The 257-nt window shown below is 65.4% G+C and carries 1 protein-coding gene; it reads left to right on the top strand.

The annotated features are described in order from the left end of the window. Positions 1-257: ribosome-recycling factor (locus KVT32_RS30605; protein WP_217619488.1), on the top strand; the 257-nt coding region annotated here is incomplete at both ends.

Here is a 257-nt window from a genome sequence, read left to right as displayed (position 1 = left end):
GCCGACGCCGCTGAGCGGCGTGGCCAACCTGAACCTGATCGACGCGCGCACCATCGGTGTCACGCCGTACGAGAAGAAGATGCTGAGCACGATCGAAAAGGCGATCCGCGACGCCGACCTCGGCCTGAACCCGTCGACGATGGGCGACATGGTCCGCGTGCCGACCCCGCCGCTGACCGAAGAGCGCCGCAAGGAAATGGTCAAGCTGTGCAAGTCGGAAGCCGAGGACGCGAAGATTGCCGTGCGTAACATCCGCC

The sequence above is a fragment of the Achromobacter sp. GbtcB20 genome (assembly GCF_019091095.1).
GTDB lineage: Bacteria > Pseudomonadota > Gammaproteobacteria > Burkholderiales > Burkholderiaceae_B > Achromobacter > Achromobacter mucicolens.
The sequence above is the reverse complement of the archived record's forward strand: the minus strand, read 5'-3'. Positions and strand labels throughout refer to the sequence as shown.